Raw genomic sequence first — 23,439 nt, 5'->3', positions numbered from 1 at the left:
TTGGTCCGACCGGGCGCGCCGGTCAGGCAGGCCCCCTGGTATGGGCTATTGCGCGCTGGTGGCGCGCATTGCCCGGTATTCTCGCCGCACGATGTCCATCAGCTCCGCCACCGAAGTGAGCGCGCTTTTTTGTTCGTAAGTCACGCGGCCCCGCTGCATCAACATGATGCGATCCGCGATGTCGAGCGTCTGCGCATAGTTGTGCATGATCATGATAATGGATAGACCGCCCTTTTCCTTCAGACGCATGAGCAAGTCGATAATGAGCCCGGCTTCGCGCGCGCCCATCGCCGCGAGCGGTTCGTCGAGCAGCAGGATCTTCGCGTTCGAATGCACGGCGCGCGCCACCGCGATCGCCTGGCGCTGACCGCCCGACAAACGCTCGACGGGCAGATCCACCGACGGCACATGCACGCCGATATCGTCCAGACATTGCGCCGCGCGCTCGCGCATTTGCTTGTGATCGAGCAGTTTGAAGGGGCCGCGCCGCACGATCTCGCGGTTCAGGAACATGTTGTGATAGATGCTCAGCGAGTTGGCGAGCGCGAGGTCCTGATAAACGCATTCGATACCGAGTGCGCGCGCGTGATCGACGGAACGCAGTAGCGTTTGCTGGCCGTCGATCTCCAGCTTGCCATCGGTTTGCTGATGAAAGCCCGTGAGGATCTTGACGAGCGTGGACTTGCCCGCGCCATTGTCGCCGAGCACGCCGAGAATTTCGCCCTTGCCGAGCGTGAGCGACACACCGTCGAGCGCCGTGACCGCGCCAAAGCGTTTGACGAGCTTGTCGCCACGCAGGGCGAGCGGGGCGTCGGGCGGGGCGCTCGCGGGTGTCGAGAAGGCCTGGGATTCGTCCATCAGTGCCCTCCTCTGCGACGCAGACGCCCGACATGGATATTGAAGATCATCGCGGCGAGGATGGCGGCGCCCAGGATGATGTTGAACGTAAAGGCGTTGATGCCGATGAGCGTGAAGCCGTCGTTGAGGATGCCCAGCACCGCCGCGCCGATCAGACCGCCCACGATCGTGCCGGAGCCGCCCGTGAGCGGCGTGCCACCGATCACGGCGGCGGCCACGGCGAGAAACATGATCTGGTTGCCGCCCGCCTGCGGGTCGATCGAGGTGATGCGAAAGCCTTCGAGTATGCCCGTGAGGCCCGCGAGCACGGCGGCCAGCACGAAATTGCCCAGGCGCAACCGGTTCACCTGAATACCGGCTTCGCTTGCGCCGATCGGGTTCGCGCCCGCCGCCTGCGTATGCAGACCCCAGCGCGTATGGCGCAGCAGCACGTGCATGGCGAACGCGATGCCCACGGTCCAGAGAATCTCGCTGTAGCCCCACGCGCCCATGAAGTTCGCGAATTCGGGCGAGCCAGGCGTGGGCGCGGGCGTGCCGTGCGAGACGGTGAGCGTGATGCCGTTGATCAGAAACAGCGTGCCGAGCGTGGTGACGAACGAGGGCAGACGAAGCCAGACCGTCACCGCGCCATTGACGAAGCCGATCACGGCCGCCGACACGAGGCCCGCGATCACGGCGAGCCACATGGGTGCGCCCGCATCGTTCGCGAACACCATCATGAACGGCGCGAAGGCGAACACCATGCCTGCGGACAGATCGATGTCGCCGCCGATCATCAGCATGATTTCGCCGAACGCGATGATCGCCACCGGCGCGATGAACTGCGAGAGATTGATGAGACTGGCGTTGGTGAGCAGGAAATCGTGATTCGCAAATTCGAAGTAGGCGGCCAGCAGCACGGCCACGAGCAGGATGCGCAGCTCCGCCGCCCAGTGTGAGGTCCACGACAAACCCGCGCGCCGGGGCGCGCGGGTTGCGTGTGTTTTGCCGGTTTCGTTCACCGTGCCCATCACGACTTGATCGCGCCGCTCATCGGCACGATTTGCGGCTTGGTGGTCTTGCCTTCATAGCGCGTCGAGGTGTTCAGGTACGGCTCGACCGTCGACTTCGTCACGAACTTGAGCCCCGTGTTGATGTTGGCCGGCCCCACGAGCCCGCCCGAGGCGAGGAACACGAATGCCTCCATCACCGTATAGAAGCCTTGAACATAGGGCTGCTGGTCGATGGTGAAATCGAGGAAGCCTTCATGGATGAGCTGGATCGTGGTGGGCAGCAGATCGAAGCCGCCGCCATGCACGCCCTTCGACGGCAGGTTCGATTCCTTCATGACCTGCGCCACGCCCTGCGTGCTGCCCGCATCGACGGCGAACATGCCCTTGAGGTCCTGGTGGCCCAGATAGAACGACTTGATCTTCGAGAGTTCCTCGTTGACGGTCGCGCCCGTGGCCACGGTCTGGATGTCGATCTTCTTGCCGGACTTCTTGATGGCGTCGCTTGCGCCGTCCAGACGCGGCTGGATGTTGAGCTGCCCGGGCGTGGCGATGAAGAGCGCCACCATGCCGCTGTCGATCAGGCTCGCGATGCGCTCGCCCATCTGGTAGCCCGAGAGATAAAGATCCTGGCCGATATAGGCGAGGCGCGGATTGCTCTTGCCGCGCGGCGCGTCGGCGTTATAGGCGAACACAGGGATGCCCGCGTCGAGCGCGGCCTGGATCGGCTTGTCGAAGGCGCTGGGGTCGACGATGGGCACGGCGATGGCGTCGGCCTTGGCGGCAATCGCCGCGTTGACCGAGCGCACCATTTCGCCCGCGTCCGAGGTGGCCGAGCCGGTCCATTGATAGTCCATGCCCAGCAATGAGCAGGCATCCTGAATACCGTACTGCGTCGGCACGAAGAAGGGGTTCGTGGTGACGTGATTGACGAACACGATCTTCCACTTCTTGTGCGCGGGAAAGGCCATTTCGGCGGCCTGCGCCGACGAGATCAACCCGCCTGCTCCGCCGCCTAGCGCGCCCATCAGCGAGAGCGCCGCGCCCAGGCCCGCGCCCTGCATCAGGCCGCGCCGCGCGGTGTTCAATGGGGTGTTGGGGTCTTGCGCGTGGTTATCGTCGTCATCCCGTTGCTGCGCCATGTCTTCCTCCGGATCTCGTTGTCGTGGGTCGATGTGCTCGACGTTGGGTCGATCGCGTGCAGATGCTGGACGGCACCGGGAGTGCGCTGGCCGGCGCGTGATGAGCGCGGGCCGTAGTTCGGAAACGTTCGATACGCGCCGGGCGGTACCGCAAAAAAGCTTAGTGCAGGGCTGTTGCGGCTCCTAATCCATGTATACCCCTAACTAGTCGGACTATTGCTTCATGCCGTCGATTCAGGCCTCGCGCGGCGGCGTGGGTACGAGCCTCGCCTGCTGCATGGGGTCGAGCGGCGCGTCGGGCTGCGCAACCGCACGCCGCGCGCGCGGCGCACCCTTGCCGCCGCCGGTGGACTTGCGCCGCGCCGCGTGGCGCTCGGTGGCGCGTTGCAAGAGACAGAACGCGCAGAGCAGCGCGCCGATCACGATGCGCGTCCACCACGAACTGAGCGTGCCGTCGAATGTGATGAGCGTCTGAATCGTGCCGAGAATGCCCACGCCGAACACCGAGCCGATCACATAGCCCACGCCGCCCGTGAGCAGCGTGCCGCCGATCACGGTGGCGGCGATGGCGTCGAGTTCCATCCCCTGCGCTTGCAGCCCGTAACCGGAGAGCACGTAGAGCGTGAACACCACACCGCCCAGCGCCGAACAGAACCCCGAGAGCGCATAGACACCGATCTTGGTGCGCGCAACCGGCAGGCCCATCAGCAACGCGGAGCGCTCATTGCCGCCGATCGCATAGACGTTGCGCCCGAAGCGCGTGAAATGCGCGATCACGATGCCGGCAGCGAGCATGGCGAGCGCGGTGAGCGAGCCCGTGGTGAGCGAGCCGCTGCCAACCGGAATATTGAACTCGGAGAGCGCGTGAAAACCGGCGTCGTTAATCTGGATGGACTCGGTGGTGATCAGAAAGCAAGTGCCGCGCGCGAGGAACATGCCCGCGAGCGTGATGATGAAGGGCTGCAAGCGAAAGAAATGGATCAACGCGCCCATTGCCGCGCCATAGAGCGTGCCGAGCAGCAGCACGAGCGGCACCACCACGGCCACGGACCAGTGCAGTTTCTCGGTGCCCACGGCGCAAAGAATGGTGGTGAGCGCGACCACCGCGCCCACTGAGAGATCGATGCCGCCCGAGATGATCACGAACGTCATGCCGATGGCGACGATCAGCAGGAACGCGTTATCGACGAGCAGTCCGAACGCGACCTGGAGCGAGAAAAAGCCCTTGTACATCACGGAGCCAAAGCCGAACAGCGCCGCAAACAGCAGCACCGTGACGACGATGGGCAGCACGCGCGGATCGACGAAGCGCGCCACGCCGCGCCGCCAGGCGGCGGAGGTGGCGGCGGGCGTGGGAGAGGCGACGGGCGATGGACGGTTCATGCGGCGAGTCCCCAGATATCCTTGTTGTGTACGCAGTTCACGCGCGCGCCCGGCGGCTCGACGCGAGCCGCCGCAATTGTGCGGCGAGGAACGAGCGCGCGGCGGGCGACTGGATCACGCTCACCACGAGCACGACCACGGCCTTGACGACGAGCGTGGCCTCGGGCGGCACGCCGATCGAATAGGTGGTGTAGGTGAGCGTCTGGATGATGAGCGCGCCGAGCACGGTGCCCGCGAGACTGAAGCGTCCGCCCGAGAGCGAAGTGCCGCCCAGCGTCACGGCGAGAATCGCATCGAGTTCGAGTAACAGGCCCGCGTTGTTGCCGTCGGCGCTGCGCACGTTCGAGCTGATCAGGATGCCCGCGATCGAAGCCGTCAAACCGCAAAACGCATAAGCGCCGAACACCACGGCCTGCGAGGACAGACCCGCAAGCCGCGCGGCCACCGGATTCACGCCGATCGAGCGGATAAAGAGGCCCAGCGCCGTGCGATTGACTATCAGCACGGTGAGCACCGTCACGGCGATGGCGAGCCACACGGCGCACGGCACCAGCGCCAGATAGCCGCCGCCCGCATAGAGATAGCCTTGTGCGCCAATCGGGATGATCTGCCCGCCCGTGAGCAGTTGCGCGACGCCGCGCCCGGCCACCATGAGGATGAGCGTGGCGATGATCGGCTGCATGCCGACGAAGGCCACCAGCAGACCGTTCCACATGCCCGCGAGCACACCCACGGCGAGCGCCGCGCCGAACGCGGCGGCCACGCGTGTGGGATCGTCGGCGAGCACCGTGGCGGCCGCCGCGCCCGCAATGGCGACCACCGCGCCCACCGAAATATCGATGCCGCGCGTGGCGATCACGAGCGTCATGCCGAGCGAGACCACCACGAGCGGCGCGGCGCGCATGAGGATATCGACGGGTGCACCGAACAGATGGCCGCCGAGCAGCGTGACCGAGAGAAAGTTCGCGCGGTGCGCGACGTCCACGGCAAACAGCGCCACCAGCGTCACGACAGGCCACACGAGCGGATGCTTGAGCAACAACGCGAGCCAGGTGGGCAGGCCAGAAGGCAAGCGGGCGTTCATCGGCGGTCTCCGGCGATGAGGTCGTAGACCTCGTGTTCCGAGCGCGACGCGCCCGCGAGCTCGGCCACCTTGCGGCGGTCGCGCAGCACCGCGATGCGATCGCTCACGCGCACCACTTCGCTGATCTCCGACGAAATGAACAGGATGCCCAGCCCCTTCGCGCAGAGCGCGCGCACGCGGTCCATGATCTCGAACTTGGCGGCCACGTCGATGCCGCGTGTGGGTTCGTCGAGGATCAACAGGCGCGGCTCGGTGGCGAGCCAGCGCGCAAGCAGGACTTTCTGCTGATTGCCGCCCGAAAGCAGGCCGATGGGTTGTTCGGCGTCGCGCGCCTTGATGCCAAGCTGCGCGATGTATTGATTCGCCAGTTCGCGTTGCCGTGCGCGCCCGATCATGCGCCACCAGCCGCGCTGCGCCTGCAAGGCGAGCACGATGTTTTCGCGGATCGACAGATCGGCGACGATGCCTTCCTTCTTGCGATCCTCGGGGCAATACGCCATGCCGTGACGCACGGCGTCGCGCGGCGAGGAGAGCTTGACCGTCTTGCCGTCAATGCGTACCGCGCCGGCATCGGCTTTGTCGGCGCCGAACAGCAGACGCGCCGTTTCCGTGCGCCCCGAGCCGAGCAGGCCCGCGAGGCCCAGGATCTGTCCGGGCCGCACTTCGAGATCGAGCGGATTGAGCACGCCACGCCGCGCGACGCCTTGTGCTGCGAGATAAGGCTCTTTCGCAGGCGCGGCCGATTCGGCTTCGGCAGAGTGGGGCGCTTCGGCGTGCGCGAGTCTTTCACCGGCATTGGCCAGGCCGACCATTTTGGCCACGAGCGTCTGCACCGGCAATTCGGCGGCGGGATATTCGCCTTCGCGTTCGCCGTTGCGCATGACGGTGATGCGGTCGGAGATTGCGTAGGTCTGCTCCAGAAAATGCGTGACGAACAGAATGGCGATGCCCGACGCCTTGAGCTTGCGCAGCACGTCGAAGAGGCGTGCGACTTCGCCTTCGTCGAGGCTGGAAGTCGGCTCGTCGAGAATCAGGATGCGCGCATCGACTGACACCGCGCGCGCGATCGCCACCATCTGTTGCATGGCGATGGGGTAGGTGTCGAGCGACTGCGTGACGTCGAGCGAGAGATTGAGTTCGGCCAGCGCCTCGGCGGCGCGGCGGTGAATCGTCTTCCAGTCGATCAGGCCGCGTTTGCGCGGCTGGCGGCCCGCGAAGATATTCTCGGCCACCGATAGGTTGGGGCAGAGATTGACCTCCTGGTAGAGCGTCTGGATACCGGCGGCTTCCGCCTCCTGGGGCGTCGAAAAGCGCACGGATTGACCCGCGAGCCGGATCTCGCCCGCTTCGGGTTCGTGCACGCCGGTCAGTACATTGATGAGGGTGGATTTGCCCGCGCCGTTCTGGCCCATCAGCGTATGAATCTCGCCGGGGAACAGACGAAAATCGACCCGGTCGAGCGCACGCACGCCGGGGAAGGTTCGCGACAGGCCAACGGTTTCGAGTAGCGGCGATGCGCTCATGGGCAGGAACCGGAAAAGATCGAAGTGCCAGGCAAATGCGTCAGGAAAATCGCGGAAAATAGGGGCCGAAATGCACGGCGCGCGTCACGCGGCATTGCCCGTGACGCGCGCCGCTCTCAGGTTGGCCAAGCGCTTCTAAGCCCCATTCTCCACTCAGTACTTGCGCGACGGCAGCGTTTGCGCCGCCACATCCATCGGGAACACGGTCTCGTTGGTGACGATGCGCTTGGGCAACTGCTTGCCCGCCACCACGTCCTTCACGGCGCTCATCAATTGCGGGCCGAGCAGCGGACTGCATTCCACGTCGACGTTCATCTTGCCCGCGATCATCGCCTCGAAGCCGCCCTTGGTCGCGTCGAACGACACCACGCTCACGTCCTTGCCGGGCTTCATGCCCGCTTCTTCCATGGCCTGGATCGCGCCGAGCGCCATGTCGTCGTTATGCGCGTAGACCACGTTGATCTTGTTGCCATAGCTCTTGGCGAACGCCTCCATCACCTGCTTGCCGCCTGCGAGCGTGAAGTCGCCGCTCTGCGATGCGATGATCTTGAACTTCGGGTCGTTCTTGATCACTTCGATCAGGCCCGCATGGCGATCGTTGGCCGGCGCGGAACCGACGGTGCCCTGCAATTCGACGATATTGATCGGGCCGGGGTTGTTCTTGTAGTGCTCTTCGAGCCACTTGCCCGCGCGACGGCCTTCTTCCAGGAAGTCCGAACCAATCATCGTGACGTAGAGCGATTGATCCTTCACGTCGATGTTGCGGTCGGTGAGGATCACGGGAATCTTCGCGCGTTTGGCTTCCTGCAACACCGGTTCCCAGCCCGATTCGACGACCGGCGAGAACGCGATCACATCGACTTTTTGCGCGATATACGAGCGGATCGCCTTGATCTGGTTTTCCTGCTTTTGCTGGGCGTCCGAGAATTTCAGGTTGATGCCGGCGTCTTTTGCTGCCGCCTTGACCGATACGGTATTGGCCGTGCGCCAGGCGCTTTCCGCGCCCACCTGGGCAAAACCGAGCGTAATCTGCTTGTCTTCGGCGTGGGCGATGCCCGCCGCCAGAGAGAAGGCCGCCGCCGCTGCGACGAACCCACTCACCATGCGCGTTGCCAGTTTCATGCGTGTCTCCGATGTCGCTTCTGTAGTCTTTTAATTCACGGCGCTACACCCGCGTCCATCACGGCCGGACAGAGTCACGAGTCGATCGCGCCATCCCGGGCCCTTGGGTCGCCCTCGGGCCGCCGCCTTGCTTCACTGCACTGCTATCGCTGAATAGCCAAACTATATGCAACGCGCGAGGCCGTTTTTATTAGCGTTTTCCCGATCATTACGACTCATATAGTCATGCTATTTATGGGTCTTTCTCACAAAGTGGGTAAAGCCATGAACACCCGTAAGCCCAGGCTGCGCTCGGCCGAGTGGTTCGGCACCACGGACAAGAACGGCTTCATGTATCGAAGCTGGATGAAGAATCAGGGCATCCCCGATCACGAGTTCGCGGGCAAGCCGATTATCGGCATCTGCAATACGTGGTCGGAACTCACGCCCTGCAATGCGCACTTTCGCAAGCTCGCCGAGCATGTGAAGCGCGGCGTGTACGAGGCGGGTGGTTTCCCGGTGGAGTTTCCCGTCTTCTCCAACGGCGAATCGAATCTGCGGCCCACGGCGATGTTCACGCGCAATCTCGCCTCGATGGACGTCGAGGAGTCGATCCGCGGCAATCCCGTCGATGCCGTGGTGCTGCTGGTGGGTTGCGACAAGACCACGCCGGCCTTGCTGATGGGCGCGGCCAGTTGCGACGTGCCCGCGATCGTGGTGACGGGCGGCCCGATGCTCAACGGCAAGCACGAGGGACGCGATATCGGCTCGGGCACGGTCGTGTGGCAACTCAGTGAGCAGGTGAAGGCGGGCAAGATTTCGATTCACGAGTTCATGTCGGCGGAAGCGGGGATGTCGCGATCCGCAGGTACCTGCAACACGATGGGCACGGCTTCGACGATGGCCTGCATGGCCGAAGCCTTGGGTGTGACGCTGCCGCATAACGCGGCGATTCCAGCGGTGGACGCGCGACGCTACGTGCTCGCGCAAATGTCAGGAATGCGAATCGTCGAAATGGCGCTGGAAGATCTGCGCCTGTCGAAGCTGCTCACGCGCGCGGCGTTCGAGAACGCGATTCGCACCAATGCCGCGATTGGCGGCTCGACCAATGCGGCGATTCATCTGAAGGCGATCGCGGGGCGCATCGGCGTGCCTTTGGAACTGGACGACTGGACGCGCATCGGGCGTGGCACGCCCACGCTTGTCGACTTGCAGCCATCGGGCCGTTTCCTGATGGAGGAGTTCTATTACGCGGGCGGTTTGCCCGCCGTGCTGCGACGCCTTGGCGAAGCGAACCTGCTGCCGCATCCCGATGCGCTCACCGCGAACGGGCGCACGCTCTGGGAGAACGTGCGCGAAGCGCCCAACTACAACGAGGAAGTGATTCGTCCCATCGACAAGCCCCTCGTTCACGACGGCGGCCTGTGCGTGCTGCGCGGCAATCTCGCGCCCAATGGCGCGGTGCTCAAGCCGTCCGCGGCTACGCAGAAGCTGCTGAAACATCGCGGTCGAGCGGTGGTGTTCGAAAATTTCGACGACTACAAGGCGCGCATTGGCGACCCCGATCTGGACGTCTCGGCCGATTCCGTTCTCGTGATGAAGAACTGCGGGCCGAAGGGCTATCCCGGCATGGCTGAGGTCGGCAACATGGGGCTGCCGCCCAAGCTGCTTGCGCAGGGCGTGACCGATATGGTGCGTGTGTCGGACGCGCGCATGAGCGGCACGGCCTATGGCACCGTGGTGCTGCACGTCGCGCCCGAGGCGCGCGCCGGCGGGCCGCTCGCGATCGTGCGCGACGGCGACTGGATCGAACTGGATTGCGAACAAGGCCTGCTTCGCGTGGATATCGGCGATGAAGAAATCAGCGCGCGCCTCGACGCCTGGCGTGCGCAGCAACAGCCCTTGCCCGCAGATGGCAGCGGCTATCGCAAGCTCTATGTCGAGCACGTGTTGCAAGCCGATGAAGGCTGCGATTTCGATTTTCTGGTGGGTTGCCGTGGCGCGGACGTGCCGAGTCATTCACACTGAAAGCGTGGCAGTGAGGAGAGGCGGGGTGAGGTGAGGCGATGAGGCGCGCCAGAACGGCGCGCCGATAGTCGTTGTTCGCGCAACGAGCGAGGCCCGTTGCGCGAAACAAGCATTACTTCTCGATGATGCCCGGAATCGCGACGTTCGGATTGACGTCGGCGGCGTAGTCCACGCCTTCGATGCCAAAGCCGAACAGGCGCAGGAATTCCGCCTTGTAGCCCGCGAAATCGGTCGTGGCGTACAGGTTGTCGTCCGCGACTTCGTCCCACCAGGCCTTCACCTGCGCCTGGATGGCGGGGTCGAGCTCCTTGTAGTCGGCGCGCAGGCGGCCTTCGTCGTCGAGGATCGGCGTGGCGCCGTAGAGCGAGTCCTTGTAGAGACCGTAGACCTGCTCGATGCAGCCTTCGTGCGTGCCGTTGGCCTTCATCGCGCGGAACAGCAGCGAGAGGTAGAGCGGCATGATCGGAATCGCCGAGCTGGCCTGCGTCACCACGGCCTTGAGCACCGCGACGCGCGCGTCGCCGCCGGTGGCCGCGAGCTTGGCGCGAATGCCCAGCACCTTCTGGTCCAGATCCTTCTTGGCTTCGCCAATCGAGCCGTTCCAGTAGATGTCGTGCGTGAGTTCCGCGCCCAGGTAGGTGAACGCCGTGGTCTTCGCGCCTTCGGCGAGCACGCCGGCCGCAGCCAGCGCGTCGATCCACATCTGCCAGTCTTCGCCGCCCATCACCGCCACGGTGCCGTCGATCTCGGCCTGGCTGGCCGCTTCGAGCACGGTCTCCTTGACGATTTCCTTGTCGGTGTCGATGCCGCGCATGCGCAGTTGCTTGCCGACCGGCTTGAGCGTCGAATTGTGCACGACGCCCGTGACCGGGTGCGTGCGGCGCGGCGCGGCGAGGCTATAGACCACGAGGTCGATCTGACCGAGATCGCGCTTGATCGCGTCGATGGTTTCCTGCTTGATGGCGTCCGAGAACGCGTCGCCGTTGATGGTCTTGGCGTAGAGACCCTTTTGCGTGGCGAACTTTTCGAACGCCGCCGTGTTGTACCAGCCCGCGGTGGCGGGGCGGGTGTCGGTGCCGGCGCGCTCGAAGCAGACGCCGAGCGTGGCCGCATCCGAGCCGAACGCCGCCGAGATGCGCGCGGCGAGGCCGTAGCCCGTCGAAGCGCCGAGCACGAGCACGCGCTTCGGGCCGTTGGCGATGGGGCCGTGTTGGGTAACGTATTCGATTTGCTGAGCGACGTTGGCTTCACATCCCGCCGGATGGGCCGTCACGCAAATGAAGCCGCGGACGCGCGGTTCGATAATCATCAGACTTCTCCGTAAGTCGCATGGTGCATGCAGGAACGGGGCGCATTTTAGCGCGAGCCCGCGTTGCGGGCCATGCACGGCGAAATTTACGGGTATTTTGAGGGCCGGTTCAGTGCGTTTTGAGCGCCTGCCACGGCGCTATCAGGGCGCAGTTTCAGTGCGCGGCGGCCACCGCACGCGCGGGCGCCGGCAGGCAGCCAAGGCCCAGCAGCGTGGCTTCCACGGCCATGTCGAGCGGCGTATGCGGCTCGCGGCCGAGCGTCGCCACGAGGCGCGCGTTGTCGAGTTCGAGCGTCTCGCGCCAGAGATAGCGCATCTCCAGCATTTCGCGCGGCGTGGTGGCGAACAGCGCCGCCGCGTAGATCAGTGGCCACGGGAATGCCTGGCGCTTGACGCTCAAGTCCTGCCGAGCAGCCACGCGGCAGATCGCGGCGGCCATCTGCGTGCCGTCGGCGTCCCAGTGACCGGCCATGTGAAAGCGCGCGAAAGGCGCGAGCGTGGCGCGGCGCTCAATCAGTTCGAGCATCGTACGGGCGACGTCGGGCACATAGCCCCAGGCGTGGCCCACGCCGCGCGTGCCGGGTTCCCGCACGGTGCGCAGCGGCTGGCCCGGTTTCAGGAAGCCCTGCGCGAGCCAGCTATTGCCCACGTGCGGGCCGAAAAAGTCGCCCGCGCGCACCACGATCGCTCGCGCGTCGCGCGCGGTGGCCGCCTCGATACGCCGTTCCAGCTCGACCCGGATCGCGCCCTTGCGTGTGCGCGGCTGTTGCGGGGCGTCCTCGGCCACGCGCGGCAGCGCCTCGGGGCCGAAGTTGTAGACCGTGCCCGGCAGCACCACCGTGGCGTGCGCGGCCTGCGCGGCGGCGAGCGTGTTGTCGATCATCGGCAGCACGAGATCGGCCCAGCGCCGGTAGCCGGGCGGATTCACGGCATGCACGATGACCTCGCAACCCTGGGCGGCGCGCATGACGGCGTCGCGGTCCATGACGTCGCCCTGGATGACTTCGATCGGACCGAGGTCTCCCGCGCGTCGCTGCAACGCACGCACCCGCCATCCCGCGCCGACCAACTGCCGCGCGAGTTCGCCGCCAATCCCGCCGCTCACGCCCAGCACGAGCGCCGTGCGGGCCGATTCCGTGAGGTTTGCCGCCATGTTCGTTCTCGCTTGAATGAAGTGTCGATGGCTGCATTCTGCGCGCGCTTCGATTCATTAAAAATTGCCGAAGATAGCCGGGTCGCTATACATTTATGCATGGCTTCGAACCTCAATTGGGAACTCTATCGGACCTTCCTGGCGGTTTTCACGGAAGGCTCGCTGTCCGGCGCGGCGCGCGCGCTCGGCATCACGCAGCCCACAGCGGGGCGGCACGTGGCGGCGCTCGAAGCGGCGTTCGGCCAACCGCTTTTCACCCGCTCGCCCGCGGGCTTCCTGCCGACCGAAGCCGCGCGCACGTTGCGCGGCTACGCCGAGTCCATGCGCAGCACGGCGGCGGCGCTGGAGCGCGCGGCAACGGGCCAGGGCGACGCCATGCGCGGCGTGGTGCGTGTATCGGCGAGCGAAGTGGTGAGCGTGGAAGTGTTGCCGCCGATCCTCGCGGCCTTGCGCCGCGAACATCCGCAACTCGTGGTGGAGCTGGTGCCGAGCAATCGCGTGCAAGACCTGCTGCAGCGCGAAGTGGATATCGCCGTGCGCATGACGCCGCCGCAACAGGACGGGCTGATCGCGCGCCGTATCGGCGATATCGAGGCGGGCCTGCATGCGCGCGACGACTATCTGGCCGAACACGGCGCGCCGCAAACGCTCGCGGATCTCATGCAGCACGCGCTGATTGGCTTCGATACCGTCACGCCCTTCGTGCGCGAGGCGTCGCGTCATTTCCCGTTCTGGAAGCGCGAGGCGTTCGCGCTGCGCACCGATAGCGACGTCGCGCAACTGGCGATGATTCGCGCGGGCTGCGGTATCGGCATGTGCCAGGTGGGGATTGCGAAGCGCGATGCGCGGCTGCGGCGTCTATTGCCGCGCGAGTGCACCATCCAGCTCACGACCTGGATGGCGATGCACGAGGACCTGCGCAGCAACCGGCGCTGCAAGACAGTGTTCGATGCGCTCGGGCAAGGGCTCGAAGCGTATATCGCGCAGGCGGGCGCGAGCTAGCCTTGCTCATTGGCCGCGCGCCGCCGCGCGATCAGCGTTTCAATGGCGCGCGCATCGTGCGCCGTAGCGGGCGAAAACACGATCATGCTCAGGCCGTTCGATCCATCCACGCCAAAGGACGAGTACGAGAGCGCAAGCGGTCCCGCCTCCGAATGCACAAGCCGCTTCGTGCCGATGCCGTGGCGGCGCACCTCGCTTTCGGCCCAGATGCGGCGGAAGTCCTCGCTTTGCGCGAGCAATTCGGCCACGAGCGCCTGCGCCTGCGGGGCGCCGCCGCCGCGCGCGACGTCGATGCGGAATACGGAGACGGCCCAGCGCGCGTTGTCCTCCCAGTCGGGCAGCATCGCGCGCATGTGCGGATCGTCGCCGAACAGACGGCGCAGCACGTTGCGCGCATGGGCGGGCACCGCGCCGTAATCGCCGAGCACGGCGCTGGCGGCCTCGTTCCACGCCACCACGTCCCAGGTGGGCGTCTTGATGATGGCGGGGCTGTTGGGCTGGCCGTCCAGCACGCTTTGCAAGAGCGCCGGCACGCTGGTCGCGTCCGCGTTGGGCGTGAGCGGAGGCGGGCGTTGCTGGCCGAGCAGAAACAGCATTTCGCGACCAGCATCGTCGAGTTCGAGCGCGCGCGCAAGGCGCTCCAGCACCTCGGCCGAAGGTGGCCCGCCGCGCCCCTGTTCGAGCCACGTGTACCACGCGACGCTCACATGAGCGCGCGCCGCCACTTCCTCGCGGCGCAGGCCCGGCGTGCGTCGCCGTGCGGACGCATCCGGTCCCGGCGCGAGCCGTTCGCGGCGCTCGCGCAAAAAGCCGCCAAGCGAATCGACCGGTTCGGTCAGGGGTGGGGTCAGGGTGTTAACTGGCATAACGGTATACGCTCCCGGCTTTTTCGTGCCGCATGCGCACTCCAGAATCTCCGCATTCGATCGCCCTGTCATGGCGACAAACGGCGTATCGAAGATCTTGAAGCCGAACCAGGAAAGGAGATTGCCATGCAGGTATTCGTCACCGGCGCCACGGGCTTTGTGGGATCGGCGGTCGTGCAGGAGCTGCTCGCGGCCGGCCATACGGTGCTCGGCCTCGCGCGCAGCGACCAGGCTGCCGCTACTCTAGCGCGAATGGGCGCGACCGTGGCGCGCGGCGATCTGGCCGATGCGGCCGGACTCGCCGACGCCGCGCGCCGTTGCGACGGCGTGATTCACACCGCCTTTATCCACGATTTCAGTCAGTTCGAAGCCAGTTGCGCCACCGATGTGCGCGTGATCGAGGCGATAGGCGCGGCGCTTGCGGGCACGGATAAACCCCTTGTGGTGACCTCGGGCATCGCGCTGATCGACAGTCCGCTGATCACCGAAGATCTCGCTGCCGTGGTGGGGGCGCATTCGATTCCGCGCGCGGCCTCCGAAGTCGCCACGCTTGCCCTCGCGCAGCAAGGCGTGCGCGCGTCGCTCGTGCGGCTGCCGCCGTCGGTGCACGGCGAAGGCGATCATGGCTTCGTGCCGCGCCTGATCGACATTGCGCGCGAGCGTGGCGAATCCGCTTATATCAAGGCGGGCGAGAACCGTTGGCCCGGCGTGCATCGACGCGATGCGGCGCGTCTTTTCAGACTTGCGCTTGAAGCGGGTAAAGCGGGCGCGCGCTATCACGCCGTGCACGACGCGGGTGTGCCGGCCAGGACGCTTGCGGAACTGATCGGCAAGCATCTCGCGCTGCCCGTGGTGTCGAAGTCGCGCGAGGAAGCAGCGGCGCATTTCGGCTGGCTCGGCTTCTTCTTCGGGCGCGACTGTCCCGCGTCGAGCGAATGGACCCGCGCGCAGCTTGGCTGGACGCCGCGCGAATGCGGTCTTGCCGCCGATCTCGATCAGGCGCACTACTACGCGCCGCGCCCGCCCGCGCTGGCGGGCTGATCGCGCGGCTTTGCGCTACGACTCCCTCACGCGCTCGTGACCTCGACCACCGCCTCACAGCGGATCGGGAAGTTGACCGAGTTCGCGATATAGCACTGCTCATGCGCGGCGTGATGCAGATGCTCCGCGAGACTGCGGTTGTCGCCCGCGCGGATCGTCACGCGCGGGCGCAGCACGATCTCCTTGAAACTGCCCGCCTGGGCGCTGTCGATCATCGTGCCCTGGGCCTCGTCTACATAGGCGAGCACGGCGATGCCCGCGTCGGCGCACAGGTGCAGATACCAGAGCTTGTGGCACGCGCTGGCCGACGCCACCAGCAGATCTTCGGGATTCCAGCGCGCGGGGTCGCCGCGAAATGCGGGGTCGGCCGACCCCGCGATGGTCGGTTTGCCCGCCGACTCGATCGTGTGATCGCGGTCGTAGTCGCGATAACCCGAGGTGCCCGTGCCGCGATTGCCGGTCCATCGCACCGTCACCGCGTAGTTGTGTTCCTTGTGCGCCATCTCAAGCTCTCCATGCTGTCGTGGGTCGGTTCATTATTTCACTGATTGTCTATTTGGTATACCATTATCCCGTTTAGACAAAGCAGAAGGCGCGGGCGGAACATGGAAGCCAGATTCGATTCGACGGCTCAGGCCGTGGCGGCGGCGTTGCGGGAATTGATCGTCGAAGGCGAGCTCGCGGCCGGCGAGCGGCTGGTCGAGCGCGACCTGGCGGAACGTTTCGAGGTGAGCCGCATTCCCTTGCGCGAGGCGATCCAGCGGCTGGAGCGCGAAGGGCTGGTGGAGATCTACCGCAATCGCGGCGCGGTGGTGCGCATGCTCGACGCACAGGACATCGCCGAAATCTACGATCTGCGCGTGCTGCTGGAAGGCGACGCGATATTTCGCAGCGCGAAGCGTATCGACGACGAAACGCTGGCCCGCGCCGAACTCGTGCATCGTCTGCTGGGCGAGGCGCAGACGCACCGCAAGCAGGGCGAGCTCAACCGCGAGTTTCACGAACTGCTGTATGGCGCATGCGGCAACGCGCGCCAACTGGCGACGATCCGCGAGCTGCGTCACCAGGTGGAGCGCTACGAGCGTTTGCAACGCACCTTGCTGGCGGACACGCCCGCGTTTCAGCACGAACACAACGGCATTCTCGAAGCCTGTCTCGCGCGCAATGCGCGGCTGGCGCGTACCCTCACGGCGGCGCATATCGAATCGGCGCGGCGTATCGCGCTGGCCGTGGTCGCACAACAGGCGGCGTGATATCACGGCACTGCTGTGCCCTCGCATTCACACATAACACGGCTTTTTTTACGACATTTTTTCTTGTGACCCCCAGCGCGCAAACCTAGACTGGCCTGCATGGAAACGACGGGAGAGGCCATGTCGACACAGCGCGCACCGCAACGCCAGCACGATCGGATCATCTGCAATCAGCCCGGCATCGGCCGTCTGGTGCTGCGACGCTTCGATCCGCAGCGCGATTCGTGGGAATTCCTGACGCAACTGCTGCATCGTGCATTTGCGCGGCTTGCGTCGCTCGGTTTGCACTGCGCCTGTGTGGATCAGGCGGCGAGCGCCACGCGCCAGCGTGCGCTGGCGGGCGACTGCTTCGTGGCCGTGTGCAATGGGCGTATCGTCGGCACGATGACGCTCGAAGGCCGCGACGGCGCTTCGCCGTGCGAGCAATATCGGCAGCGCGGCGTGGCGTCGCTGCATCAATTCGGCATCGAGCCGGCCTGGCAGAGCCGCGGTATCGGCCGTGCGTTGCTGGCGTTCGCCGGCCAGTGGGCCGCCACGCGCGGCTTCACGCAGCTTGCGCTCGACACGCCGTTTCCTGCCGCCCAACTGGTGGCGTTTTATCGCTCGCAGGGCTTCAGTCTGGTCGATGTCGTGCGCTTCGCGGGGCGTGATTACGACAGCGCAATCCTGAGCAAACCTGCTGGCGCGAGCCCGCTCTTCGGTCGCATGCAGCCCGCGTTCGCGCATGCGGGAGCGACGGCGGCGCGCTGAACGTCGGTCGCCCCGGCGCACTTTTTTACGCTGTTTTTACGGCGTTTTCCTCGACCCAGCGCACGAAATCCGCCGCGGGCATCGCCTTCGCATAGAGCCAGCCCTGGGCGATCTGCACGCCGTGCTCGCGCAAATACTCCGCCTGCGCCTCGAGCTCCACGCCTTCCGCGACCATCGCGAGTTTGAGTTCGTGCGCGATGCCGATGATATGCGGCACGATCGCGTTGACCTCCGAGCCCGAGGTCAGCGCGTTGACGAAGGACTTGTCGATCTTGATGCCGTCCACTGGGAGCGCGTGCAGATAGGCGAGGCTCGAATAACCGGTGCCGAAATCGTCGATGAAAACCTTGTGGCCCGCGTCGCGATAGCCCTGCAAAACCGGCCCGATTCGCTGCGCGTCCATGAAAGCGCGCTCGATGCATTCGAACCAGATCTGGTCGGCGTGCACGTTGTATTTCGCAAAGCACGCGTTGAGCGTCTGGAGCACGCGCGAGGAGATCAGATCGTCGCGCGTGACGTTGATCGATACGTGCAGATCGCGGCGCTGCGTGAGCAGCGTGCCCGCACCCGCGAACACGGACTGCACGACGAGGTCGGTGATCGGCTGGATCAAACCGAGCGATTCCGCCATCGGAATGAAGGTGTCGGGCGCGATCACGGTGCCGTCCGCGAGTGTCCAGCGCACCAGTGCTTCCGCGCCGACGCAGCGGCCCGTGCGCAAGTCGACGAGCGGTTGCAGCCACGCGGTGAACTGGCGCCGCCGGATGCCTTCCAGCAACGCGTGACGCGGTGTGCGCAGCTTGCGGCGCCAGCGCAGCACGAGCCAGGTCCCCAATGCGCTGGCGAGCAGCACGGGCGCGATAGCGATCCTGATCTGCGCGGCGAGGTCGGGGCGCACGCGATCCTCGGGCTCGTACGCGACCACCGCCAGCGGGTAGCGCTGCGAGCGGCCGACCACGTAGTACCGATGCTCGAAAAAGCGCGTGTGTGGCTCGCGGAACAGTGCGGCGTGCACGAGCGCGGGATCGGCGCGCGGCCAGCGCGTGACGATCGAGCCGTCGACCGATTCGAGCAGCGCGAGTTCGATGGTGTCGTCGAACGGCACGATGTCGAGATAGAAACGCGGATCGACCACGACGATATGGTTTGCGAGGCGGATATTGAGCATGAGGGTTTCATTGCCGCGCTTGCCGGTTTCCGTCTGCCATGCGGTGAAGTTATTGCGGTAGGTCCATTGCGGGGGCGGCAATGTGCTCTCGGCCATGCCGCGCAACGACGAGCAACGAATCTTCTCGCCGTCGGTCCACGCGACGCTGCGGATATAGCGGTGTTGCTCCTCGACGCGACGCATCGTTTGCAGATGTTCGGGCGTGCAGGGCGTACCGTCATAGGGCGCGAGCATACGCAGCGCGGACTCGGCTTCGGCGGTCACGATTTCGGCGCGCATGAGCGCGCGGCGCGAATATTCATCCACCTGGCCGCGCTGATGTTGCTCGATCACCGCGTCTGTGGCGCACGCGATCGCGATGAATGCCGCGCCCAGGACGAGCGAAACGATAAGGAACGTGACCAGCATGGACAATCTGCTTTTCATGCCGGATGGGCGCGTGCCGGGTGCGAGGGAACGAAGGGGAACGGCACGCCGATCCTAACGTCTTTCGCGCGACGCTGTGCCGGCGGTGCGCATGCGTCATTCGTTGCGCATGAAATGAGGCAAAGGCGCGTGCGAGGCCGCGCTCAATGCGTTTGCAAATCGGCGTGCACGACGCGATTGCGCCCGCTTTCTTTCGCGATATAGAGGCGCCGGTCCGCGACCTGCATGAGCGCCTCGTAGTCGGCGGCGCAGTCTGCGGGGCTCGCGGCGACGCCGATCGATACGGTAAAGGCGATCGCATCGGCGTTGATTGGCGTGGTGCTCGCGTCGGCATCGCTTGCGTGCGCAACGACTGCGCAGCGCACGCGCTCGGCCACGGCGGTGGCCGTCGCGAGATCGGTATCGGGCAACAGCGCGGCGAATTCCTCGCCGCCCACGCGGGCGGGCAGATCGACGCTGCGCAGATTCTCACGCAGGATTTGCGCGAGGATCGTCAGTACGCGGTCGCCAGCGGCGTGGCCGTAGCGGTCGTTGACGCGTTTGAAAAAGTCGATGTCGAGCATCAGGAAGGCCATCTGCGCAGGCGTGTCGCCGTGGTTGCCTTGCGCGCGCCGCGCGCGTTCGAGCGCTTCGGCAAAGGCCTCTTCGAAGCGTCGCCGGTTCGCAAGCCCTGTGAGCGGGTCGCTGCGCGCGAGGGTTTCAAGCCGCTCGCTCGCTTCCACGTAATGGCCGAAGATATTCGTCACGATGCGCAGCGTGCCCATCAGCAGCAGGAGCAGCACGGCCCACGCCGCGATCACGGGGCTGCTGAACACGCGCCGCGCTGCCGCAAGCTGCAGTTCCGTGTTGTCGGTGGGCGCCATCAGCATCCAGTGCGACTGGCCGACGCGCTGATAGAGCAGGTAGGTGCCGTGATGCTCGACGTATCCTGAGCCGTTCTGCATCCAGCGATCGACCGAGCCGTGCGCGATTTGCAGGAGCGCCGGGCTAAAGCGGGCGGGGCGCTGTTCGGTGAGCACGCCGTTGCGGAAATACACCACGTTGCCGTTACTGTTCAGGAGGCCGAATTCAACGGGATCGTCGTCGTCCTCGTCGTCGGGGTTGCCTGAGGCGAGCTGGAGCGACAGCAGGCGCGATTGCGTGAGATCCATCACGACCGCGCCGCGAAAATGGTCGCCCACGTAGACCGGCGCGCTGAGCGTCGAGATAGATTCGCCCTGCTTCAGGCCGGTATAGACAGGTGTCCAGAGCATGTCGCGCGCGGGGTTCTGCGCGGGTAACTGGCCGCGATAGTAGTTCATGGTGCTGAAGCGCTTCAACAATGCCTGCGCGGTCCGGCTGCCATCCTCGGGGGCGATCACGAACAGGCCGTTCGACGAGATGAAGGCCACGGTGCTCTGCACGGCGTCGGCGTGCTGGCTGATCTGCACGAGCGGACTAATGGCGCGCGCGAGCGCGATGTCGGCGGGCAGCGTGGCGGGGTCGCGCTGGAAGCCTTCGAGACCGGCAAGGCCGGCTGCATTGGTGCCGTAGACGTTCGGCCCGCCGAGCGCCCCGCCGACATGCCACACCGGCTGCGTGGAGACGGCCAGCGCCGCCATCACGGCCGATTGCTGGGCGGGCGACTGCTGCTCGTTGGCGGCGAGCACGTGCTCGGCGTAGTTGCGCAGGAACACCAGACGGCGGCGTTCGGCCTCGATCAGCGCATCCACGCCAACGGCCCGCACTTCGAGGTCGCGCTGACGGCTTTGCAGGTCGTTGCGTGTCATGTTGTAAAGCTGGCGCACGCCGACGAGCGTCAACAGCAGCATCGCGCCGACAAAGCATACCGTCACCACGAGCCGGGGCCCTTTCATGACGATGCTGGAAAAGCGGTCGGGCCGCGTCTGGCCCACTGTGCGCTTCGCGCTACGCTGCATGGCTGCCCCGACCCCTCGACGTTATGCCGCCGCGTGGCGGCGTGGCTTGCGGGTAAGGCGTCAAGGATAGCATCGCGCCATGATGCGAGCGCCGTGACGGCCCTGGGCCTCGCTCAGGTCAGTGCGATGAACTGGCGCAGCGTCGCGGAAGGATCGTTTTCGCGCCAGCCCAGCGCGAGCCGCGCGCGCATGCGCACGCCCGTGACGTCGAGGTAGCGCACGCCCTTCACCTGCACCTGGGCGATCGCGGCGGGCACGATCGACACGCCGAGTCCCGCCGCCACGAGGTTGACCACGGAGGAGACCTGCGGCGCGGGCTGTGCGAGACGTGGGCTGAAGCCGGCTTCGGCGCACGCGCGCACGATCTCGTCGTGCAGTGTCGCGCCCGCGGGGCCGGTCACCAGTACGAACGGTTCGCGCGCGAGCGCCGCGAGCGGCAGCCGCCGGCGCGCGGCGAGCGGATGCGACGAAGGCAGCGCGATCTTCATGGCCTCGTCGGGGAAATGATGCATGGCGAGGCCCGGCAACGCGGGCGTACTGTCGCGTCCTGGGCGAAAGAACACGGCGTCGAGGCGATCGTCCGCGAGACCCTGGAGCAGCAGGGGCGTATTCGCTTCGTCGAGCGTCAGTTCGACGGCGGGAAAGCGCGCCTTGTAACGCTGGATCAGATTCGGCACGAGCGGATTGAACGCGGCCGAGCCGGTAAAGCCGATGCGGATCTGCCCCGATTCGCCGCGCGCCGCGCGTCGCGCGACATGGGCGGCACGCTCGGCGTCGTCGAGCACGCGGCGCGCCTCGACGAGAAACGCCTCGCCCGCCGCCGTGAGATCGGCGCCCTGGGGCGTGCGCACGAACAACTCGACGCCTAGTTCGCGCTCCAGGCTCTTGATCTGCTGACTGAGCGGCGGCTGCCCGATGCCGAGCTTTTCTGCGGCGCGCGTGAAGTTGCGTTCGGCCGCGACGGCGGCGAAATAACGAAGATGTCGGAGTTCCATGCCAGTGCTAAAACATATCGCGTTAGCGGGTTCCATATATTGGACAGTATAGCGAGGCGGCGGGACAATTTGCCTCGTTTTCCGCCATCGCCGTGAGGCATCGTCATCATGAATTCCACCTCGCCCGCCATGGGCGTCAACCCCGGCTCCCCCGCTTACCGGCGCATCAGCATCGCCTTGTTTCTGGCGGGTTTTGCGACGTTTTCCCTGCTCTATTGCGTGCAGCCGCTGCTGCCTGTTTTCGCCGATGAATTCCATGTCGGCGCGGCGCAAAGCTCGCTCGCGCTCTCGCTGTCCACCGGCTTTCTCGCCGTATCGATCCTGTGTGCGGGCGCGCTTTCGGAGCGCGTGGGGCGGCGTGGGCTGATCTTCGCGTCGATGATGCTGGCCGCGCTCTTTAACGTGCTCGCCGCGCTGGAGCCCGGCTGGCATGGCATCCTCATTGCTCGCGCGCTCGAAGGCTTCGCGCTGGGCGGCGTGCCCGCCGTGGCGATGGCCTATCTCGCCGAGGAGATTTCAGCGGCAGGACTCGGCTTCGCGATGGGTCTCTACGTGGGCGGCACCGCGTTCGGCGGCATGGTGGGGCGCGTGGGCATGAGCTGGCTCAGCGAACACCTGTCGTGGCGCACGGCCATGCTCACGATCGGCGTGATCGACATGGCCGCGGCCATCGCCTTCGTCCTGCTGCTGCCGGCCTCGCGCCGCTTCGTGCGGCGCGCGAGCCTCAATCCCGCGCATCATTTCGCGCTGTGGCGCAAGCATCTGTCGGCTTCCACGTTGCCTGCCGTGTTCGCTACGGGCTGTCTCGCCATGGGGTTCTTCGTGACGATCTACAACTACGCGGGCTTCCGCTTGCTGTTGCCGCCTTTCGATCTGAGCGCGACGCAGACGGGCCTGATCTTCTGCGCCTACCTGTTCGGCATCGTGGCGGCGACGGCAGCGGGTGCGCTCGCGGATCGTTGCGGGCGCGGACCCATCCTGATCGGCGGCGTGATCGTGGCGGCGCTGGGGCTCGCGCTGACGCTCTCGCATGCGCTCGTGCCCGTGGTGCTCGGCATCGTCGTGCTCACCGTGGGCTTCTTCACGACGCATTCGGTCGCGAGCGGCTGGGTCGGCCAGCTTGCCGATGGCGCGAAAGGTCACGCTACGTCGCTCTATCTGCTCGCGTATTACCTCGGGTCGAGCGTGCTGGGATCGTGGGGCGGCTGGTTCTGGCAGAACGGCCAATGGCCGTCGGTGGCGGGTTTTTCGTTTGCGATGCTGGCGGCATGCGGGGTGCTGGCGATGGTCGTCGCGCGCAAGCAGGCGAGGGCCGCGCGCGTAGCGACTCACGCGAAGTGAGCGCCGCGCTGCACGAAGTGGGGCAGCCTGCGACACTGGCGGATAATCGGTGCTCGCCGCTTTTGGCGAGCCACAACGATCTCCCCATCAATATTGAAAGCGTCATTC

Annotated in this window: 20 protein-coding genes; 6 read left to right on the top strand and 14 right to left on the bottom strand. The window is 65.8% G+C overall.

The window, feature by feature from the left end:
• Positions 1-45 precede the first annotated feature (45 nt).
• From U5782_RS15020 to U5782_RS14990, 7 genes are all read right to left on the bottom strand, one after another.
• A complete protein-coding gene (locus U5782_RS15020) occupies positions 46-858 on the bottom strand; it encodes an ATP-binding cassette domain-containing protein (protein ID WP_322044617.1) in 813 nt (270 codons plus the stop codon).
• Positions 858-1,868, bottom strand: coding sequence for an ABC transporter permease (locus tag U5782_RS15015; protein WP_322044616.1), 1,011 nt, complete (start codon positions 1,866-1,868; stop codon positions 858-860). The genes U5782_RS15020 and U5782_RS15015 overlap by 1 nt, the downstream gene beginning before the upstream one ends.
• Positions 1,868-2,989, bottom strand: a complete 1,122-nt coding sequence (locus U5782_RS15010) for a sugar ABC transporter substrate-binding protein (RefSeq protein ID WP_322044615.1) — start codon at positions 2,987-2,989, stop codon at positions 1,868-1,870. The genes U5782_RS15015 and U5782_RS15010 overlap by 1 nt, the downstream gene beginning before the upstream one ends.
• Positions 2,990-3,223: 234 nt before the next feature.
• Positions 3,224-4,372, bottom strand: coding sequence for a galactofuranose ABC transporter, permease protein YjfF (gene yjfF / locus U5782_RS15005; RefSeq protein WP_322044614.1), 1,149 nt, complete (start codon positions 4,370-4,372; stop codon positions 3,224-3,226).
• A 37-nt stretch (positions 4,373-4,409) separates the two neighbouring features.
• On the bottom strand, positions 4,410-5,456 hold the full coding sequence (locus U5782_RS15000) for an ABC transporter permease (RefSeq protein ID WP_322044613.1): 1,047 nt from the start codon (positions 5,454-5,456) through the stop codon (positions 4,410-4,412).
• Entirely contained in the window at positions 5,453-6,979 is a 1,527-nt protein-coding gene (locus tag U5782_RS14995; protein WP_322044612.1) for a sugar ABC transporter ATP-binding protein, read from the bottom strand. Before U5782_RS14995 ends, U5782_RS15000 begins: the two co-directional genes overlap by 4 nt.
• Positions 6,980-7,132: 153 nt before the next feature.
• Positions 7,133-8,083: an ABC transporter substrate-binding protein gene (locus U5782_RS14990; protein WP_415914329.1), complete on the bottom strand. Its 951-nt coding sequence runs from the start codon at positions 8,081-8,083 to the stop codon at positions 7,133-7,135.
• 282 nt (positions 8,084-8,365) lie between these two features.
• Between U5782_RS14990 and U5782_RS14985 the strand changes: the two genes are divergently transcribed.
• A complete protein-coding gene (locus tag U5782_RS14985; protein WP_322044610.1) occupies positions 8,366-10,108 on the top strand; it encodes an IlvD/Edd family dehydratase in 1,743 nt (580 codons plus the stop codon).
• 112 nt (positions 10,109-10,220) lie between these two features.
• Here U5782_RS14985 and fabV read toward each other — a convergent pair whose 3' ends face one another.
• Both fabV and U5782_RS14975 read right to left on the bottom strand, forming a co-directional pair.
• Positions 10,221-11,417: an enoyl-ACP reductase FabV gene (fabV, locus tag U5782_RS14980; RefSeq protein ID WP_322044609.1), complete on the bottom strand. Its 1,197-nt coding sequence runs from the start codon at positions 11,415-11,417 to the stop codon at positions 10,221-10,223.
• Between the two features lie 154 nt (positions 11,418-11,571).
• Positions 11,572-12,570: an NAD-dependent epimerase/dehydratase family protein gene (locus U5782_RS14975; RefSeq protein WP_322044608.1), complete on the bottom strand. Its 999-nt coding sequence runs from the start codon at positions 12,568-12,570 to the stop codon at positions 11,572-11,574.
• 99 nt (positions 12,571-12,669) lie between these two features.
• Between U5782_RS14975 and U5782_RS14970 the strand changes: the two genes are divergently transcribed.
• On the top strand, positions 12,670-13,572 hold the full coding sequence (locus tag U5782_RS14970; RefSeq protein ID WP_322044607.1) for a LysR family transcriptional regulator: 903 nt from the start codon (positions 12,670-12,672) through the stop codon (positions 13,570-13,572).
• Here U5782_RS14970 and U5782_RS14965 read toward each other — a convergent pair.
• The gene (locus tag U5782_RS14965; RefSeq protein ID WP_322044606.1) at positions 13,569-14,438 is read right to left on the bottom strand and encodes a helix-turn-helix transcriptional regulator; all 870 of its coding nucleotides are present in this window, start codon (positions 14,436-14,438) and stop codon (positions 13,569-13,571) included. The two genes, U5782_RS14970 and U5782_RS14965, sit on opposite strands and share 4 nt — an antisense overlap.
• Before the next feature lie 126 nt (positions 14,439-14,564).
• Here U5782_RS14965 and U5782_RS14960 point away from each other — a divergent pair, with 126 nt between their 5' ends.
• Complete coding sequence (locus U5782_RS14960; RefSeq protein ID WP_322044605.1) at positions 14,565-15,479, top strand: SDR family oxidoreductase; 915 nt, start codon at positions 14,565-14,567, stop codon at positions 15,477-15,479.
• 26 nt (positions 15,480-15,505) lie between these two features.
• On the opposite strand, the gene U5782_RS14955 is transcribed toward U5782_RS14960, so the two are convergent.
• Positions 15,506-15,982 (bottom strand): OsmC family protein, encoded by a 477-nt coding sequence (locus U5782_RS14955; RefSeq protein WP_322044604.1) that lies wholly within the window; start codon positions 15,980-15,982, stop codon positions 15,506-15,508.
• 102 nt (positions 15,983-16,084) lie between these two features.
• Here U5782_RS14955 and U5782_RS14950 point away from each other — a divergent pair, with 102 nt between their 5' ends.
• Both U5782_RS14950 and U5782_RS14945 read left to right on the top strand, forming a co-directional pair.
• The gene (locus U5782_RS14950) at positions 16,085-16,732 is read left to right on the top strand and encodes a GntR family transcriptional regulator (protein ID WP_322044603.1); all 648 of its coding nucleotides are present in this window, start codon (positions 16,085-16,087) and stop codon (positions 16,730-16,732) included.
• Between the two features lie 120 nt (positions 16,733-16,852).
• The gene (locus U5782_RS14945; protein WP_322044602.1) at positions 16,853-17,482 is read left to right on the top strand and encodes a GNAT family N-acetyltransferase; all 630 of its coding nucleotides are present in this window, start codon (positions 16,853-16,855) and stop codon (positions 17,480-17,482) included.
• A gap of 25 nt (positions 17,483-17,507) precedes the next feature.
• On the opposite strand, the gene U5782_RS14940 is transcribed toward U5782_RS14945, so the two are convergent.
• The 3 genes from U5782_RS14940 to U5782_RS14930 all read right to left on the bottom strand — a co-directional run bounded on the left by U5782_RS14940 (position 17,508) and on the right by U5782_RS14930 (position 21,990).
• Positions 17,508-19,058: an EAL domain-containing protein gene (locus tag U5782_RS14940; protein ID WP_322044601.1), complete on the bottom strand. Its 1,551-nt coding sequence runs from the start codon at positions 19,056-19,058 to the stop codon at positions 17,508-17,510.
• 161 nt (positions 19,059-19,219) lie between these two features.
• On the bottom strand, positions 19,220-20,995 hold the full coding sequence (locus tag U5782_RS14935) for a diguanylate cyclase (protein ID WP_322044600.1): 1,776 nt from the start codon (positions 20,993-20,995) through the stop codon (positions 19,220-19,222).
• Positions 20,996-21,108: 113 nt separating this feature from the next.
• A complete protein-coding gene (locus U5782_RS14930; RefSeq protein WP_322044599.1) occupies positions 21,109-21,990 on the bottom strand; it encodes a LysR family transcriptional regulator in 882 nt (293 codons plus the stop codon).
• A 108-nt stretch (positions 21,991-22,098) separates the two neighbouring features.
• Here U5782_RS14930 and U5782_RS14925 point away from each other — a divergent pair, with 108 nt between their 5' ends.
• Positions 22,099-23,331, top strand: coding sequence for an MFS transporter (locus tag U5782_RS14925; protein WP_322044598.1), 1,233 nt, complete (start codon positions 22,099-22,101; stop codon positions 23,329-23,331).
• Positions 23,332-23,439: the final 108 nt, after the last annotated feature.

It is taken from the genome of Paraburkholderia sp. J67 (genome assembly GCF_905220265.1).
Taxonomy (GTDB): Bacteria; Pseudomonadota; Gammaproteobacteria; order Burkholderiales; family Burkholderiaceae; genus Paraburkholderia.
This window is presented reverse-complemented; position numbering and strand designations above follow the sequence as displayed.